This window comes from Xanthomonas sp. WHRI 8932A (assembly GCF_035012785.1).
Classification (GTDB): Bacteria; Pseudomonadota; Gammaproteobacteria; order Xanthomonadales; family Xanthomonadaceae; genus Xanthomonas.
The window spans coordinates 273,172-286,780 of the sequence record NZ_JAYGQQ010000003.1; the positions used below are offsets into that span (position 1 = coordinate 273,172).

Below are 13,609 nucleotides of genomic sequence, written 5' to 3' on the forward strand. Positions count from 1 at the left end.
AAAGTGTGATTGCGGTGGCCGTTGGCCCCGTTCATTTAGCCGCGTTGCCGGCAGTTTCCATCTTGGGGAGAACGCATGAACCGTAGTATCCAGAAGCGTGCTTTGGCGTTGGCGCTGGTTGTGGCCATCGGCAGTGCACACGCGCAGTCGACCACCGGCAGCATCGTCGGCAGCGTGGGGCAGGGCAATGGCACCAGCGTGGTGGTCGAAAACAACAGCGGCCTCAGTCGCGAAGTGCCGGTGGATGCGCGCGGGCGCTACACCGCCGGCAACCTGCCGCTGGGCACCTACAAGGTGACGGTCAAGCGCGATGGCGCGGTGGTGGAAACCCGCGAGAACGTCAGCATCACCGTCGGCGCCAACACAGACGTCTCGTTCGCTGCCGCCGCGGGGAGCGGCGTGCAGACCATGGACAGTGTCACCGTCACCGCCGCCGGCCTGACCACCATCGACGTCAGCAGCGTGGATACGCGCACCGTGATCACCGCCGAACAGCTGCAGCAACTGCCGCTGGGCCGCACCGCCGAAGCGATCGCGCTGCTGGCGCCGGGGGTGGTGGTCAACAGCGGCGGCTTCGACAACGGTCCGCTCGGTGGTTCGCTGCCCAGCTTCGGCGGCTCGGCCGCCAGCGAAAACGCTTATTACCTCAACGGCTTCAACACCACCACCATCAGCAACAACCTGGGTGGTCTGACCCTGCCGTACGGCGCCATCGATCAGCAGGAAATCTTCACCGGCGGCTACGGCGCGCAATACGGTCGCGCCAATGGTGGCGTGATCAACCAGATCGGCAAGCGCGGCACCAACGAATGGAAGTTCGGCGCAGCGGTCATCTGGGAGCCGAACGGCTTGCGCGCCAATCAGCGCGATATCTACTGGCGCCCGGACAGCCAGGGCAGCACCGTCAACAACGCCGCTTACCGCTACGCGCGAGCAGCCAACGGCCTGTACCAGCCGGCCAGCGAGGCGGAAGCCAACCAGACCACCTACAGCGCCTACGTCGGCGGGCCGATCATCCAGGACAAATTGTTCTTCTTCCTGGCCGCCGAGCAGGTGGATTCGGACGGCGTGCGCGTGGGCACCAATCGCGACACCGACAACGGCCGCACCGGTGGCCTCACCGACTACGATTACAAGCAAAAGCGCTGGTACGCCAAGGTGGACTGGAACATCACCGACAACCACCTGATCGAGGTGACCGGTGCCAGCGACAAGGCAGAGACCAACGGCTCGATCTATCGCTACAACTATGTCGACCGCCAGCGCGGCAGCTATTTCACCGACGAATCCACCTGGAAAACCGGCCCCACGCTGTTCACCGGCAAGTACACCGGCTACCTCGGCGACAACCTCACCGTGACCGCGCTGTACGGCAAGATGACAACGCCCGACGAACTGACCCCGTTCAACTACGACGCGGCTGGTGGCCCTGTCATCAACAGCGCCGCACTGCAGAATCCGGCGTATACCGGTGGCACCCCGCGCATCGGCAATCAGCTGGTGACCTCGGTCAGTTCGCCCGACCGCGAGTACAAAAAAGACAATCAGCGCCTGAATCTGGAATGGCGTCTCGGCCACCACACGCTCAATTTCGGTATCGACAACCAGAAGTCCGAAGGCATCGATGTCGGCTCGGTGCTGTCCGGCCCCGGCTTTGCGTGGACCTACGGCCAGACCAACGATCCCAACGGACTGGCCACCGGCGGATTGGTCAGTCAGTCGGCCAACGAAGCCGGCGGCATCGGCGCACCAAGCCCGGGCCTGGTCGATCCGGTCAACGGCTCCAGCGGCTATTACGCGGTGCGCAATATCAACACCAGCCTGTACTCGTACGAGGCCAAGCAGCGCGCGTATTACATCGAAGACAAGTGGCAGGTCACCGACAACCTGCTGTTGAGCATCGGCCTGCGCAAGGACGAGTTCACCAACTACACCCCGTTCGGCGACCCCTATATCGAAGTGGACAATGCCTGGGCACCGCGATTGGGCTTCAGCTGGGACGTCAACGGCGATTCCAGCCTGAAGGTGTTCGGTAACCTCGGGCGCTATTACCTCGGTCTGCCGCTGTCGGCGGTGAGCCTGTTCACCCCCGCCACCACCACCGATACCTACTTCACCTACAGCGGCATCAATGCCGATGGCACGCCGGTGCTGGCACAGCAATTGGGCTCTGCGGTCTCGGCCAACTCGCGTTTCGGCCGCATTGCCGATGTGCGCACTGCGGTGGCCAAGGACATCGAAGGCGAGAATCAGGACGAGGTCATCCTCGGCTTTACCAAGCAACTCGAAAGTGGCTGGGTGCTGGGCGTGCGCGGCACGCATCGTCGTCTCAATGCCGGCATCGACGACCAGAACTACGACGTCTCCAACACGGCGCTGATCAACGCCGCGGCGGCGCAAGGCGTCACCATCGACTTCTCGCAAGTTGCCGGTGCATCGCTGATCAATCCGGGCCAGACCAATACCTGGGGCGTGATCGGTACCGACGGCCAGTTCCACGAAGTGTCGGTGAGCCGCGAGGCGGCGGGTTTCCCGAAGTTCAAGCGCAACTATTCGGCGGTGGAATTCAACCTGGAGCGCCCGTTCGACGGCCAGTGGTACGCCAAGGTCAACTATGTCTGGTCGCATAGCTACGGCACCACCGAAGGCCAGGTGCGTTCGGACCTGTGGCGCACCGGCGGCGCGTTGGGCAGCTACCAGGGCCAGGCCTCGGTGTCGACCACGCAGAGCTGGGACCATGCGGCGTTGATGGAGCACTTCAATGGTGATCAATCCAACGACCACCGTCATCAGCTCAAGCTGTTCGGCTTCTACCAGTTCAATCCGCAGTGGGGCGCTTCGGCCAACTTCAGCCTGATCTCCGGTGCGCCGCATAACTGCCTGGGTAACTACTACGGCACCGAGTACAGCGGCCGCGATCCGGCCGGCTACGGCGGCAGTGCGATCACTGGTGGGCCGTACCACTACTGCTACAACCCGGAAACCGGCACCGGCAGTGCATCGCCCCCCGGTTCACAGGGCCGCCTGGGCTGGATCGCCCAGCTCGACATGGGCGTGACCTACAAGCCGGCGTTTGCCGACGGCAAGCTGGCGCTGCGCTTCGATGTGTTCAACATCACCAACGAGCAGACCGCAACCAACATCTACCCGTTCTCGCAATTGCCCGACAACACCACCAACCCGCTGTGGAATCAGGTGGTGGCGTACCAGGCGCCGCGCTCGGGCCGGGTGACATTGAGCTACGACTTCTAAGCGCAGCTAGAAAACGTAGCGAGCAGTTGCCAGGCGGGTGTGGACGGCGCACTCAGAAGCGGGTGTACGCGCAGTACATACCGCTCCGAGCACCGGCTGCACCCGCTTGGCAGCGACGTAGTAGCGTTGTTAGCGGATCGTAGCGATAGCTTTGAAGAACTGTGTTCTGGCAGCGACGCGGTTTGTACGCGTCGCTGTTTTTCGTTGGGGCGATAGTGTGTTCAGTGGGTTCGATCTTCCGGGCTGACTAGCGACTCGCCGCAGCAGCTCGACACGGTCTGCACAACAATTGGCTTTCCAACCAGTCACCGATCAACTGCACGGTGTGGTGTCTTCGACGCTGTCCTCGACGCTCGCGGAACCCTGTGGTGGTACGGATGCGGCTACGGGGGCTTCACGGATGGAGCACTGCGTGTCCAGTAAGCGGCGAGGCGCCGCGCGCTCGACTTGCTGCATTGTTGATTCGGCGATGGATTGCATCTGAATGACGCACGATGCGAATTGCGATTGTCTTGGCAGTGCGTGGTTTGGTTGCGCAGAGAGATCAATGGTAGAGCGATACATCTGCGGCTTGGCTGCAGGGCCCTTGCCCGCCCGCCCTCGCGGGACACGCCGCAAGTACGTCCCTGTAGGCTCTTTGGCGGCATCCATGCCGCCAAAGGTCCCGCGAGGGCGGTCGGGCAAGGACCTGTCGAGAGGGTCGGTGTGCGTGGTGCGAGCGGTGCACGGCGTTGCTATGGGTGCCAGCTTCAGGCCTCTCTGCGCCAGCGTCTGTTGAATGCGATGACGATGTGACCCAAAGGGGGCAGCCGGCGCGACGTTTTGCAATCAGCTTTCTATCCAGGCACCGACCTTCGTCCTGGCGAGGGCACCGTGTCTTCGATCCTGCGGTATTACCCCGACATTCGATCGCATCCAGACAAAGCGACGCTTGGACATCGCGGTCTTACGCATATTCCCGACCCTAGCTTCTGTCTGGAATGGCGAGGGCGCCGTGCCCTCGACACTACGCTGTTGCGCTGGCATTCGATGGCACCGAGACAAAGCCACGCTCCGACATTGCGGTCTTACGCATATTCCAGAACTCAGCTTCGGTCTGGAATGGCGAGGGCAGCGTGCCCTCGACACTGCGGTGTTGTGCTGGCATTCGATCGCCTCCAGACAAAGCGACGCTTGGACATCGCGGTCTTACGCATGGTCCAGACCTTAGCTTCTGTCTGGAATGGTGAGCGCACCTTGCCCTCGGCACTGCGCTGTTGTGCTGTCATTCGATCGCATCCAGACAAAGCAACGCTTCGCAAGCGCGGTCGCACGCGTGTTCCAGACGTTCTTCTGTCTGGAGTGGCGCGGGCCGTCCGTAACGCTGTCATCCGCCAGCGACGCTATTGCGCAAACCCGGCTCGATACGCCTGCAATGCAGCAACTGGGTCGGGTGCGGCATAGATGCCGCTGACCACGGCAATCAACTCGGCGCCTGCAGCGACCAGCTCACCGACCTGCGGCGGCGCGACCCCGCCGATGGCCACCCGCGGCACGCCGAGGTTGGCCGCCTGTTGCAGCAGCGCGGGCGTGGCGCGACGGGTCGTCTGTTTGGTGCTGGTGGGGAAAAACGCGCCGAACGCCACGTAGCTGGCGCCTGCAGCGGCGGCGACACGCGCGCGATCGATCTCGTCGTAGCACGACACCCCGATGATTGCCCGCGCCCCCAGCAGCACGCGTGCCGCCGCCACATCGCCATCGTCTTCGCCCAGGTGCACGCCGTGCGCGCCGACCTGCGCTGCCAGCTGCGCATCGTCGTTGATGATCAGCGGCACGCCATGGGCGGCGCAGGCCTCGCTTAGGGCGCTGGCCTGCTGCAGCCGTAGTGCCGCGTCCGCCTGCTTGTTGCGGTACTGCAGCCAGGTGATGCCCGACAACAGCGGTGCGGTACGCGCAAGCAGGCGCTGCGTATCGGCGTCATCGGGGGTGATCAGGTAGACGCCGCGGGCGTCTTGCAGCTGGGGCATGGCAGCGCTTCCGAAAGCGGTAGGTGGGATGGGACAATGCAGGTCCCACCGTTGCGTGACCGCGATTATCCAATGAGCGACACATCCACCACCACCTACCGCACCTGGATGTGCGTCGTCTGCGGATTTCTCTATCACGAAGCCGACGGCATCCCCGAAGAAGGCATCGCCCCCGGCACCGCCTGGCAAGACGTGCCCGACACCTGGACCTGCCCGGACTGCGGCGTGACCAAGGACGACTTCGAGATGGTGGAGATCGATTGAAGAGACGCTGACAGAGAAATCTTATTGATTTTATCTTTGGAGACTAATGGAATGATCTCGCTGGATAAAAGCTGTGCGGAATTGGAAATCTGAATTTCACAAGAGTAGCCTTGCTGGGTAGCCAGCAGTCGCTGCAATAACCTCCGTTGCTTTTCGGCTGGTACCTGTGCTGGGCAAGGTTCCGAAATCGTTTCAATACTAAAAAGGATTTTTATGTTGAAGATATCGCCGCGGACGATGTTCTTGGCCTTGGCCCTTGCAGCTCCATTCGGGGCGATTGCGTCCACGTCCGACCAACCGTCCCTGATTCAGGGCTTGGGTGAGCGGTTGCCGGCGGGTAAGGCGAATCTGAGCCTATCACCAGGCTTCAAAGCCTACGTTTTCGAAAAGGCTGGGCTTAAATTTCTTCAGATCAACGCGCTGAATGACGATGTGCTGGCGGTGCTATCGCTTGTGCCAGGCGCAGCATCCCGACTTCCCATAGCAACGAGTGCGCAAGACGCCACTCTGCTATCGAATGGAACGCTGACAGCCCAGACAAACTGTCCTTGCCATGCACACATGGTTTACAGTGATGCCAATTATAATAATATCGTTATATATGGCGCGAACGGCGAGTATATAGCCGCGTATCAGCTGCCACGGTCGGCTCAGGGCAAGCCCCACTAGTGGGTGGGGCTGTTTCCTGACGGCAACAGTCAGTGCGAGCGAGCGCGCTGACTGTTCAATTCCACCAGATGTTCGTGCAGGTTTGCAGCATCCTGCGCGCTGGGGTTGAGCAGCAGATAACGCGTCAGGTCATGCCGCGCACCGTTGCGGTGGCCCAGGTGCAGGTATGCCATGCCGCGGTCGCGCAGCGCTTCGGGTTGGTCGGGCACCAGCTTCAGGATGCGGTCGGCGCTGCGTGCGGCGCGGTCCCAGTGTTCGGCATCGGCGTAGACGCCGTGCAGATTGCGCAGGATGCGGATCAGGATCGCCCGGTGCGGAGCGGGGTCGAGAATCTGCGCCAAAGCGCGGTCGTCGGGAATTTCGCCACCCAGGTGCGGGCGCGCGCGTTCGCGTAGCTCGTCCACGCCCAACGGGCGACCACCATTGAACGGGTCCATCACCAGCACGCCGTCGTCCACCGGCAGCCGCACCAGGAAATGTCCCGGGAACGACACGCCCGCCAGCGGGATGCCCAGGCGCCGGGCCACTTCGATCTGCACCATCGCCAGCGAGATCGGATTGCCCAGCCGGCGCTCGAATACCTGATTGAGATAGCTGTTGCGCGGGTCGTAGTACTCGTCGTGATTGCCCGAGTAGCCCAGCTCATCGAACAGATAGCGATTGACCGCGGCCATCTTCAATGGCCACAGATCGATCGCATCCACTTCGCGGCGCAGATGCTCGACGTGGCTTTGCACCAGCGTGTCGTATAGCTCGGCGTCCAGCTGCGGATATTCGTCGCGCGCGATCAGCAGCGCGGTGGACATCAACGGCACCGCATCGTCGTCCAGGCTGGCGAGCGCGGTCCAATGGGGAAGTGGGAGCATGTCGACCATGCCGACAAGAGTGTCGGCAAGCGGCGCGGGGTTCAAGTCCGGTACTTCCTGACAGGAGACACCGCATCGCTGTGAATCACTTCAGCTTGGGAATATCCGCACTGAAACCAAGTTCCGCCCCGTCCTGCAGGTTGAGCTTGGCCGCCTGGCCGGCATTGAGCTCCAGCACATAGCGGGCCGGCGCCTTGCTGGGATAAGGCGGGCAGGCATCGCCGGCCGAACAGGGCGGCACATTGCGCTGCTGCGACACCAGCCGGCGCTGGTCGTCGAAATACAGGATGTCCAGCGCGATCTTGGTGTTCTTCATCCAGTACGCCATCGGCTCCTGGCGGTCGTGGATGAACAGCATGCCGCGATCTTCATCCATGGCATCGCGGAACATCAGCCCCTTGGTGCGGTCGGCATCGTTCTGCGCCAGCTCCACCTGATAGCGCGTGCCGGCCAGTTCCACCCAGGGACCGCTGCTGGCGCAGCCGCCGAGCAGGATCAGACACGCAAGAACGAGGAAGCGGACAGGGCGCATGCGGCATACCGACGGGGCGAGGGATGGCGCACCTTCTGCCATGCACCGGCGTGCGTCAAGCCGGTGCATGGGTACGTGCGTGTTGGTCGTGCACGTGTCGAGATCGGTTCGGCGGTTGATCTGCGGCTTGGCTGATGCGCCGCTGTCCGCCTATTGGCACGGGACATGCTGTGAATCCATCCAAGAAGGCGCGGATGCGGCATCCATGCCGCACAAGGTCCCGTGCGGTAGGCGGGCAACGGCCAGTCGCGTTAGAGCACGCGGGGCGGCTCGCCGCCGACGATCACCACATCGGCCGGGCGGCGCGCGAACAAACCCACGCAGACCACACCGGGAATCTGGTTCAAGCTGCGCTCCAGCGCCACCGGATCGGTGATCTGCAGGTTATGCACGTCCAGCACCACGTTGCCGTTGTCGGTGACCACGCCATCGCGCCACACCGGCTGGCCGCCGGTCATTGCCAGAATCTGGCGGGCGACCAGGCTGCGCGCCATCGGAATCACTTCCACCGGCAGCGGAAACGTACCCAGCACCGGCACCTGCTTGCTCGGGTCGACGATGCAGATGAAGCGCTCGCTGGCTTCGGCAATGATCTTCTCGCGCGTCAGCGCCGCACCGCCGCCCTTGATCAGGCAGCGGTTCGGGTCGCACTCGTCGGCGCCATCCACATACAACGACAGCGTGCCGGTGTGGTTGAGATCCAGCACCTCGATGCCGTGCTGGCGCAGGCGCGCGGTGCTTTGTTCGGAGCTGGACACCGCCCCTTTGATGCGATGGCCGATACGCCCCAGCGCATCGATGAAGTAGGCCACCGTCGAACCGGTGCCGACACCAACGATCATGCCGTCTTCCACGTAATCGATTGCCTTCTCGGCGGCCAGGCGTTTTGCTTCGGACATGTTTGGGCTCGGGATTGGGAAGTCGGGAATCGGGAATCGGGAATCGCGAATCGCAAGAGCGGCTGCGCTGGGCCGGGATTTGCAACTCGCAAATCCCGAATCCCTACTCCCGGCTACTCCATCGCCAGCAACAATTTCCACTGCGCGGCAGTCACCGGCAGGATCGAGAGGCGGTTGCCGCGCGCAATCAGCGGGAAGCCTTCGCCCAGCGCATCGGCGTGCTGCTTGATCTCGTCCAGCGAAATCGTGCGTTTGAGTTTGCGATCGAACGCCACGTCCACCAGCATCCAGCGCGGGTCTTCGCGGCTGGCCTTGGGGTCGTGGTAATCGGACCTGGGGTCGAACTGGGTGTCGTCCGGGTACGCCGCGCTCGCCACCTTGGCGATGCCGACGATGCCGGGCACCTTGCAGTTGGAGTGATAAAAAAACACGCCATCGCCGACCTGCATGCCGTCGCGCATGAAATTGCGCGCCTGGTAATTGCGTACGCCGTTCCACGGCTCGGTGCCGACGCGCTCCAGATCATCGATGGAAAACGTGTCCGGCTCGGACTTCATCAACCAATAGCGCTTGCGGGCAGTCATACAGAGAGGGTGTCGTCTTTCAGGAAAGTGGCGTGTTCGGTACAGATGGCATCCATCGCCACGTCCCAGGATTCGGTCGGCAACGCAGGCACCTGTTGCGCAGCGAAGCCGACGCCGACCAGCCAGGGCGGTGGCGCCTGGCGATGCCGGAACGCGAAGCTGCGATCATACCAGCCACCTCCCATGCCCAGCCGCCGACACGCGGCGTCGAAACCGGTGAGCGGGGTCACCACCAGCGCCATCTCTTCGGGTGCAAGCAGCTCGGTGCGCTCCACGTCCGGCTCGGGAATGCCGTAGCGATTGCTGACCAGGCCCTGGCCCGGCCGCCACGGCGCAAAGCGCAACACGCGGCCGTCCAGCACCGGCAGGCAATAGCGCACCTGCGCCGGCAAGCTCAGTTGCCAGCGATGCAAGGCGATCTCGCCATCCATCGCCCAATACCCGGCCACCGCGCCGGTTTGCGGCGCAAACGGCAGCGCCAGCAACTGCTCGGCCAGTGCATCGGCAGCGGCCAAGCGCTGCGTGGCCGGCAGGCTGCGCCGCTGCGCGCGTAGCTGCTGGCGCAACGCCTCTCGGTCCTCGGTCATTAGGGTCTCGCGGCGGTGAGGGAGGCACATTGTCGGTGGCAGGCGTCCACCTGCCTAGCGGTGTGTCCGGAAGGGCGTGCTGGCAGTCCGTTGCGTTTCACGCAAGCCGATCTTTTTGGCGGTGTCGTCGTGCGGATCACGCTCATGACAGGCCACCTGATTGCATCGCGTGCGCGACGTCATGCGCGGGTGGTCATGCACGCGGCCGCGCCATCGGTACGTGGACCGTGCTCGCAGGAGCGCGTGGCGCGATGGGTTGGACCGCTGCGCGCGGCAAGGATCTGGCTTCGTCACTGGAAGCGCAGGCGCTGCAGATCCGCCAACTGGCTTCATTGGAGGTCGAACCAACGAAAGGACATGAGTGCAGTTGCGACCAGGCTATAAGTGCAGCGGTGCAACGCGAACGCATCGCCTTCGGTGCCGATTCGGTGGTGTTTGGTTCGGATTCGCGCATCGACGATCCCAGCACGGAGTCGGTGGGCAATGGCATGGTCGCGGCAATCCGGCGACGTGTCGCACCAGTGCGGTGTCAATCGGCGTACGGTGCCGATTCGGCGGTGTTGGGTTCTGGTTCGCGTACCTGCGATGCCAGCGCGGAGTCGGTGGCCAGTGGCATGGTCGCGGCAATCCGGCGACGCGTCGCACCAGTGCGGTGTCAATCGGCGTAAACGCGCCAGGGCATACCTGCGCGAGCGCAGATAGCGTGCGAACGCACATCGCAGCACTGCCGCAAGGTCATGTTCACGCCTCAGCTGCAAGCGGTGGATGCACAAGTGGAGGCACAAACGGACAGGCTTCGAACGCATAAAAAGAAACGACGCCCGAAGGCGCCGTTTCAGATTTGCATTCTCCGCCGTGACGATGCGGGCGAAACGACCTTGAACCCGGGGTTCAAGTGGGGACGTTGTGAGGCCATCGGGCTTCCCGCTACAAGGCGGACTTGCACACCCGGCTTCGTCGCGCCCCCATGGTCGTAATTAAGGGACAAGGCGAATGTTTTGCACGCTGTCGTTTACAGCAGAGAACGCAATCGAATTATAGACCTCTGCTGCGCGATGGCTAGCCCATTCGTCGGCGCGCGCCCTGCAAAGTTCATCTTTGCGACGACACTGCGACGTAGGCCTCAACGCGGCGTGTCGGCAACGCTGTCCAGACGACGATTCAAGGTGTCGAGCGTGTTGGCCAGTTCGCGATCGTAGAGTGCCTGCTGATCGCGCACCTGCTGCAGTTCGTGCGCAAGATTGAGTGCGGCCAGCACCGCGACGCGATCCACCGCCGCCATACGGTTGCTGCCGCGAATCTCGCGCATGCGCAGATCCAGCAGCCGCGCTGCGGCGGTGAGACTCTCGCGCTCTTCTGCGGTCACGCCAACCGTGTATTCACGATCCAGAATACGCACGCTGACCGGCTCGGTGGTACTCACGTGTGCTGCTCCAATGACTTCAACCGTACGATCATGGCTTCCACCCGTGAACGGGCCTGCTCATTCTTGGTCAGCAGCTGCGAGCGCTCGCCGATCAGCTGTTCCTGTTGGTGCCGCAGACTGCGGTTTTCGTCGGTCAGCCGTTGAGTTCGCTCGACCAGCGCCTCCACGCGGGCGGCAAGTGCGCGGAGTTGAGCGAGGGCGGCAGCGTTATCCATGCGCTCACGATAGGGGCGCGTGCGCGCGGCGGTCAAGCGCCAGATGACCGGTGGCTTACGTGCCGTCAGGCCAAGCCCGCCAAGGCCTTGGGCCAGATCGCGCCAGTCCGGCGTAGCGCGCGTGGAACGCTGCATGGAACGTCGCGGTAGCAGCCGATACGGGGTGCCTTGATACACTGGGAAGTCTGATCGCCCGCGCATGCGTGGGCGCCTTCTGCCCTTAGCCTGGATGAGTCGATGGATCTGCCTGACGTAACCGCTGTGCAAACTGAAAGTCGTCAGCTCGCGCTGGCGTCCTCTGCGGCAGAGTTGCATGGCGGGCTATGTGGATGGCTGTCCGGCGGTGGCGCCGACAGCGGCGACTGGCTGGCGCGCATCCTGGCCGACACCGCGCAGGTGTCGCCCAAACAGGGGGGCGCGCTGGATCAGATGCGCCAGGTCACGGTGGCGCAGCTGGAAGATCGCGATTTCGCCTTCGAGCTGCTGCTGGTCGAAGACGGCGCCCCGCTGCCGGCGCGCACCGATGCCTTGTTCGACTGGTGCCGCGCGTTTCTGGGCGGTTTCGGGCTGGCCGCGCAGCAGCGCCCGGCGCTGAGCGAAGAGGGCGAGGAAGCGTTGCAGGATCTGGCGCGTCTGGCGCAGGCCTCCAGCGACGACTTCGATGCCGGCGAAGAAGACGACACCGCGCTGGCCGAGATCGAAGAGTTCGTGCGCGTGGCAGTGCTGTTGCTGCATGGCGACTGCGTGATGGGGCCGCGTTTCCGTCAACGCTTGAACTGATCGCCGCACCGATATGAAAAAGCTCACCGGGATCGGCGCGGCCGAATACGCGCGCCGGCGCAAGCAGCTCATGCAGATGGCCGGCGAGCAGGCCATCCTGATCCTGCCGGCTGCGCCCGAGCGCATCCGCAGCCATGACACCCATTACCCGTATCGGCAGGATTCGGACTTTTTGTATCTGAGCGGGTTTCCCGAGCCGGAAGCAGTGCTGGTGTTGGTGCCCGGGCGCAAGCATGGCGAAGCGATCCTGTTCTGCCGCGAGCGCGATGCCGAGCGCGAAGCCTGGGATGGCCCGCGCGAGGGCCAGGAAGGAGCGGTGGAACGCTACGGCATGGACGATGCGTACCCCATCGACGACGTGGACGAGATCCTGCCGGGTCTGCTCGAGGGCCGCACCCGGGTCTATTACCACTTCGGGCGCGATGTCGATTTCGATCTCAAGTTGATCGGCTGGCTCAAGCGGGTGCGCGAGCAGGTGCGTCATGGCGCGCAGCCGCCGCACGAATTTCTGGAGCTTGGCCATCTGCTGCACGAGCAGCGCCTGTTCAAATCGCGCGACGAAATCGCCTTGATGCAGCAGGCCGCCGACATCAGCGTGCGCGCGCACCGTGCGGCGATGCGGCTGGCGCGCCCGGGCGTGCACGAGTACGAACTGCAGGCCGAGGTGGAGCGCGAATTCCGCGCTGCCGATGCATGGCCGGCCTACGGCAGCATCGTCGGCACCGGCAGCAACGCGTGTGTGCTGCATTACCGCGCCAACAATGCGCGCAGCCGCGAAGGCGAGCTGGTGCTGATCGATGCCGGTGCCGAATACCGCGGTTATGCAGCCGATATCACCCGTACCTTTCCGGTCAACGGCCGCTTCACGCCCGCGCAGCGCGCGCTGCACACGTTGGTCGGCGCGGCGCAGGCGGCTGCGCTCGCACAGGCGCGTCCTGGCGTGGCGTACGAGGCCGGCCATCTGGCTGCGGTGGAAACCCTGACCGAGGGGCTGCTGCGCCTGGGCCTGCTCAAGGGCAAGTTGGAGCGCAACATCGCCGAGGAGCAGTACAAGCGGTTCTATCGGCACAAGACCGGGCATTGGCTGGGCCTGGATGTGCACGACGTCGGCGATTACCGCTTGGCCGGCGACTCGCGCCTGCTGGAGCCCGGCATGGTGTTCACCATCGAGCCAGGGCTGTACGTCTCGGCCGACGATACGAGCGTGGACGCCAAGTGGCGCGGCATCGGCATTCGCACCGAAGACAATGTGCTGATCACCGCCGATGGCCATCGCGTGCTAACCGATGCGCTTGCGCGCAGCGCCGATGAGATCGAAGCGGAGATGGCTGGGGTCAGTGTGTAGTTGCTGACAGGTCGAGCGTCTGGATCGCCAGCCGCGTTGCCGCCAGCACCTTCACACAGACGCTGGACGCTTGGCATTGCGATGCGTCACCGCAATCGGCTGGTCGGCCGGCGCAACCGCACACGCAACTCAAGATGCGCGATGGACTTGGAGCAGCCAACAAGACAGCTGTGCAGTCGCCAGG

The 13,609-nt window shown here is 63.6% G+C and carries 12 protein-coding genes and 2 other RNA genes; 4 read left to right on the plus strand and 10 right to left on the minus strand.

Annotated elements, in window-relative coordinates:
- Positions 1-75: 75 nt before the first annotated feature.
- Entirely contained in the window at positions 76-3,252 is a 3,177-nt protein-coding gene (locus tag VC212_RS06275; RefSeq protein WP_323514660.1) for a TonB-dependent receptor plug domain-containing protein, read from the plus strand.
- Between the two features lie 4 nt (positions 3,253-3,256).
- Here the strand turns inward: VC212_RS06275 and VC212_RS06280 are convergent.
- Positions 3,257-3,331, minus strand: a non-coding RNA gene (locus VC212_RS06280) — sX9 sRNA.
- A gap of 1,303 nt (positions 3,332-4,634) precedes the next feature.
- On the minus strand, positions 4,635-5,258 hold the full coding sequence (gene thiE / locus VC212_RS06285; RefSeq protein ID WP_323514658.1) for a thiamine phosphate synthase: 624 nt from the start codon (positions 5,256-5,258) through the stop codon (positions 4,635-4,637).
- A gap of 36 nt (positions 5,259-5,294) precedes the next feature.
- Between thiE and VC212_RS06290 the strand changes: the two genes are divergently transcribed.
- Complete coding sequence (locus VC212_RS06290) at positions 5,295-5,522, plus strand: rubredoxin (protein WP_104616644.1); 228 nt, start codon at positions 5,295-5,297, stop codon at positions 5,520-5,522.
- 698 nt (positions 5,523-6,220) lie between these two features.
- On the opposite strand, the gene VC212_RS06295 is transcribed toward VC212_RS06290, so the two are convergent.
- The 8 genes from VC212_RS06295 to VC212_RS06330 all read right to left on the minus strand — a co-directional run bounded on the left by VC212_RS06295 (position 6,221) and on the right by VC212_RS06330 (position 11,300).
- Entirely contained in the window at positions 6,221-7,102 is an 882-nt protein-coding gene (locus VC212_RS06295; RefSeq protein ID WP_055848554.1) for a SirB1 family protein, read from the minus strand.
- Positions 7,103-7,142: 40 nt separating this feature from the next.
- Positions 7,143-7,589 (minus strand): DUF192 domain-containing protein, encoded by a 447-nt coding sequence (locus VC212_RS06300; RefSeq protein WP_055848557.1) that lies wholly within the window; start codon positions 7,587-7,589, stop codon positions 7,143-7,145.
- A 251-nt stretch (positions 7,590-7,840) separates the two neighbouring features.
- Positions 7,841-8,488 (minus strand): ribose-5-phosphate isomerase RpiA, encoded by a 648-nt coding sequence (gene rpiA, locus VC212_RS06305; protein ID WP_055848559.1) that lies wholly within the window; start codon positions 8,486-8,488, stop codon positions 7,841-7,843.
- Positions 8,489-8,601: 113 nt separating this feature from the next.
- The gene (locus VC212_RS06310; protein WP_323514657.1) at positions 8,602-9,072 is read right to left on the minus strand and encodes an EVE domain-containing protein; all 471 of its coding nucleotides are present in this window, start codon (positions 9,070-9,072) and stop codon (positions 8,602-8,604) included.
- Entirely contained in the window at positions 9,069-9,659 is a 591-nt protein-coding gene (locus VC212_RS06315) for a 5-formyltetrahydrofolate cyclo-ligase (protein WP_323514656.1), read from the minus strand. The genes VC212_RS06310 and VC212_RS06315 overlap by 4 nt, the downstream gene beginning before the upstream one ends.
- Positions 9,660-10,502: 843 nt before the next feature.
- Positions 10,503-10,686, minus strand: a non-coding RNA gene (gene ssrS, locus VC212_RS06320) — 6S RNA.
- A gap of 96 nt (positions 10,687-10,782) precedes the next feature.
- A complete protein-coding gene (locus tag VC212_RS06325; protein ID WP_055848567.1) occupies positions 10,783-11,082 on the minus strand; it encodes a cell division protein ZapA in 300 nt (99 codons plus the stop codon).
- On the minus strand, positions 11,079-11,300 hold the full coding sequence (locus VC212_RS06330; protein ID WP_055850286.1) for a TIGR02449 family protein: 222 nt from the start codon (positions 11,298-11,300) through the stop codon (positions 11,079-11,081). The genes VC212_RS06325 and VC212_RS06330 overlap by 4 nt, the downstream gene beginning before the upstream one ends.
- Positions 11,301-11,537: 237 nt before the next feature.
- On the opposite strand from VC212_RS06330, the gene VC212_RS06335 reads away from it, so the two are divergent.
- Positions 11,538-12,080, plus strand: a complete 543-nt coding sequence (locus VC212_RS06335; protein WP_115513786.1) for a YecA family protein — start codon at positions 11,538-11,540, stop codon at positions 12,078-12,080.
- Positions 12,081-12,093: 13 nt separating this feature from the next.
- On the plus strand, positions 12,094-13,425 hold the full coding sequence (locus tag VC212_RS06340) for an aminopeptidase P N-terminal domain-containing protein (RefSeq protein ID WP_323514655.1): 1,332 nt from the start codon (positions 12,094-12,096) through the stop codon (positions 13,423-13,425).
- The last annotated feature ends 184 nt before the right edge of the window (positions 13,426-13,609 follow it).

Excerpts from the sequence above, each read along its gene's own strand:
- VC212_RS06290 (WP_104616644.1), top strand. The coding sequence starts at position 5,295 with ATGCAGGTCCCACCGTTGCGTGACCGCGATTATCCAATGAGCGACACA.
- VC212_RS06300 (WP_055848557.1), bottom strand. The coding sequence starts at position 7,589 with ATGCGCCCTGTCCGCTTCCTCGTTCTTGCGTGTCTGATCCTGCTCGGC.
- VC212_RS06310 (WP_323514657.1), bottom strand. The coding sequence starts at position 9,072 with ATGACTGCCCGCAAGCGCTATTGGTTGATGAAGTCCGAGCCGGACACG.
- VC212_RS06275 (WP_323514660.1), top strand. The coding sequence starts at position 76 with ATGAACCGTAGTATCCAGAAGCGTGCTTTGGCGTTGGCGCTGGTTGTG.
- VC212_RS06315 (WP_323514656.1), bottom strand. The coding sequence starts at position 9,659 with ATGACCGAGGACCGAGAGGCGTTGCGCCAGCAGCTACGCGCGCAGCGG.
- VC212_RS06340 (WP_323514655.1), top strand. The coding sequence starts at position 12,094 with ATGAAAAAGCTCACCGGGATCGGCGCGGCCGAATACGCGCGCCGGCGC.
- VC212_RS06335 (WP_115513786.1), top strand. The coding sequence starts at position 11,538 with ATGGATCTGCCTGACGTAACCGCTGTGCAAACTGAAAGTCGTCAGCTC.
- thiE (WP_323514658.1), bottom strand. The coding sequence starts at position 5,258 with ATGCCCCAGCTGCAAGACGCCCGCGGCGTCTACCTGATCACCCCCGAT.
- rpiA (WP_055848559.1), bottom strand. The coding sequence starts at position 8,488 with ATGTCCGAAGCAAAACGCCTGGCCGCCGAGAAGGCAATCGATTACGTG.
- VC212_RS06330 (WP_055850286.1), bottom strand. The coding sequence starts at position 11,300 with ATGGATAACGCTGCCGCCCTCGCTCAACTCCGCGCACTTGCCGCCCGC.